Origin of the sequence: Myxococcus vastator (assembly GCF_010894475.1) — a bacterium.
GTDB classification, from domain to species: Bacteria; Myxococcota; Myxococcia; order Myxococcales; family Myxococcaceae; genus Myxococcus; species Myxococcus vastator.
This window is the reverse complement of the sequence record NZ_JAAIYB010000709.1, coordinates 1-2,755: the sequence shown is the minus strand read 5'-3', so window position 1 is coordinate 2,755 and position 2,755 is coordinate 1. Positions and strand designations below refer to the sequence as shown.

Here is a 2,755-nt window from a genome sequence, read left to right as displayed (position 1 = left end):
CAGTGGGGGCCTGCTCGTCGGCGGCCACGGGCTCGGAGGCGCTGTCCTCTTCTTGAGGGTGCGCCGACAGCTCCAGCTGGGAGTTCATGGGAACCTCTTGTTCGCCGCGCTCGGAAGTCCCTGCCGCCTCGGGAGAGGCAACCTCGCGCGCGTCATTCTCGGGCGCAGGTGGCAGCAGACCGCCGGCAGGCGGCGTCTCAGTCAAATCTCGCGTCATCAGCCAGGGACACCCCACCGGGGTGCTAGAAGGCCTGCCGTCTATACCGCATCCTCCGGGTAGGGAGTAGCGATGGACGACATTGTTGTTGGATGTCACCGGGCAGCGGGCTCCCCCGCCCGCTTTCCTGCTCCCATCCTGGGGACAGGGCACGCGCGAAGCGTGGGGGCCGCGGGCCTGTGTCCTGTATCAACACGGCGTCCGCCAGAAACGTTCTGGGGACGGCCCGCGTGGGGAATGCCGGCCCACCCGAGGGGCAGCCGGGCAAACCGCCCCTACTGCGGCCGGGTGCGGCCCTTGTGGTTCCGGGGCAGCGCGTGGTGGATGAGGGACACGTAGTCCACCGCCTGCACCGGGGGGGGCGGGGGCGGCGTGCCCAGCGCGGCCAGGCGCTTGCTGAAGGCCGCCAGGATGTCCGGCATGGGCCGCATCGCCGCCAGCAGCTTGTTGGGCCCCTCCAGCGCCTGGGACAGCGCCACCGCCGCCTGCTGGAGCGGCAGCCCGCGCCGCAGCAGGTCCTGGAACGAGTTGGACAGGGTGATGATGTTGTGGCCCGCCGTCTGCACCATCTCCACGGCGATTTTCAGCACCTGCGGCGCCGTCAGGTGGCCGTCCGCCAGCAGCACCAGCGCGGCCTGGAAGTAGTTGAAGATGGGCACCACGCGCGGCCCGTAGGCCGTGAAGTGCGCGGGGGGCGTCAGCTTGTCCAGGTGGATGAAGATGCGGCGCACCGGGTCGCCCACCGGAATCTTCTTCCACGCCTCGCGCACCCGCAGCGCGTCGTCCGGGTACACCCCGCCCGCCTCCAGCACCTGGGACAGCACGCGCTCGTCCACGCGGCCCGCCACCAGGTCCGCGAAGAGCGAATAGATGAACGCGTCCGCCTCCGCGTCGTCACCGAAGAGGACCTCCTCCGCCTCCACCGGCGCGTGCACCCGGCTCTCCAGGATGGCGGGCAGCTTGTAGCCCACCTGCCCGCGCAGGGCCCGGAAGCGGCCGCGCAGCAGGTTGCCCACGTTGTCCTTGAGGACGAACTCGTCCCACCGCACGCCGTCCAGCTTGAGCTTCTCCTCCAGCACGGCCCGCATCTGCTTCGGACTGCCGGAGACAATGCACAGCCGCGAGTCCCCGTTCTCCGACAGCTCGCGGATGAGCGCGCTGGCGCCCGGCACGGCCACCTTCTGGTGGGCCTTCTGAAACGCCGTCCGCACCAGGTCCCGGAGCGAGTCGAACTCCGTCTGGAGGTACGTCTTGTCCAAGTCCCACCGGTAGATGCGCCGGGGCGGACGCGGATCGATGCGGTCCGGCAGGCTCACTTCTTCAGGCCTTCCCGGATGGCGGCGCCCAGGTTGTTCGACACCACCTTCGCCGCGACCTTGCCCGCGTTGGCGATGGCCCGCGACTTCGAGCGCCCGTGGGCCTTGATGAAGATTTTATCGAACCCGAGGATGGGGGCGCCGCCGTACTGGTTCCAGTCGGTGATGTCCTTGATGCGCTGGATGCCGCTGGACAGCATGGCGAGCCCCGCGCGCCACCGCAGGCTCTCCTTGTAGGCGTACTGGGCCAGCTCCACCACCGTCTCGTGGACGCCCTCCAGCATCTTCAGGCAGACGTTGCCCACGAAGCCGTCGGTGACGATGACGTCCGCGGTGCCCTTCGGGATGTCGATGCCCTCCACGTTGCCGATGAAGTGGATGTCCTTCATCTCCGACAGGCGGGCGTGCGCCTCCACCACGCGGGGCGGGCCCTTCTGCGGCTCAATCCCGTTGGACAGGAGCGCCACCTTGGGGCGGTCGTTCCGGGAGATGATGCGCGCGTAGGCGGAGCCCATCACCGCGAAGGTCACCAGGTCATCCGCGGTGGCCTCCACCGTGGCGCCCACGTCGAGGATGAGGGAGAACGGGTCCCCCTTCGCGCCGCGCACCGAGCGCGTCGGGTACACCGTGGCCAGCGCCGCGCGCCGCACCCCGGGGATGAGCTGGAAGTGCCGGGCACAGGCCAGCACGCCCGCGCCCGTGTTGCCCGCGGACACCAGCGCCTGCGCCTCGCCCTCCGCCACCAGCCGCGCGGCCACCGCCACGGACGCGTTCGGCTTGCGCGCCAGCGCCTCGCCGGGCTTCTCGTCCATGCCGACGAAGTCCGCCGCGTGCTGCACGGAGATGCGCTCGCCGTTGTGCTTCGTCTCCGCCAGCGCATCGTCGATGAGGGTGCGGTCCCCCACCAGGAGCGTGTGGATGTGGGGGGACTCGAGCGACAGCATCGCCGCTCCCCGGACCACCTCGGCCGGGCCGTGGTCCGTTCCCATGACATCGAAGGCAATCGTCACTGGCTGCGGCTGCGTCCCCACCATGTCCTCCATCTTAGGACCTTTGCTCGGCCCCCGCGCCTGCCATTCTCGCCTGGGCCACCAGGGACAATCCCAGGAGCCCCGACAACGCCACCATCCCCGCCGCCGTCCCGTACGGGGCCTCGGGCCCCAGCCGGGTGAAGAGCCAGCCGCCCAGCGCCGGCCCCAGAATCCGCCCCAGCGAGCCGAAG

Annotated in this window: 2 protein-coding genes and 2 pseudogenes; all 4 read right to left on the bottom strand. The window is 70.2% G+C overall.

Features of this window, described 5'->3' with window-relative positions; translation table 11 throughout:
- A pseudogene (locus G4D87_RS39090) lies at positions 1-217 on the bottom strand (polynucleotide adenylyltransferase PcnB); the annotation flags it as partial.
- 275 nt (positions 218-492) lie between these two features.
- Complete coding sequence (locus G4D87_RS36385) at positions 493-1,533, bottom strand: phosphatase domain-containing protein (protein ID WP_163787384.1); 1,041 nt, start codon at positions 1,531-1,533, stop codon at positions 493-495.
- Positions 1,530-2,567, bottom strand: a complete 1,038-nt coding sequence (plsX, locus tag G4D87_RS36380) for a phosphate acyltransferase PlsX (protein ID WP_163787383.1) — start codon at positions 2,565-2,567, stop codon at positions 1,530-1,532. Before plsX ends, G4D87_RS36385 begins: the two co-directional genes overlap by 4 nt.
- A 10-nt stretch (positions 2,568-2,577) precedes the next feature.
- A pseudogene (locus G4D87_RS40185) lies at positions 2,578-2,755 on the bottom strand (MFS transporter); the annotation flags it as partial.

Excerpts from the sequence above, each read along its gene's own strand:
- plsX (WP_163787383.1), bottom strand. The coding sequence starts at position 2,567 with ATGGTGGGGACGCAGCCGCAGCCAGTGACGATTGCCTTCGATGTCATG.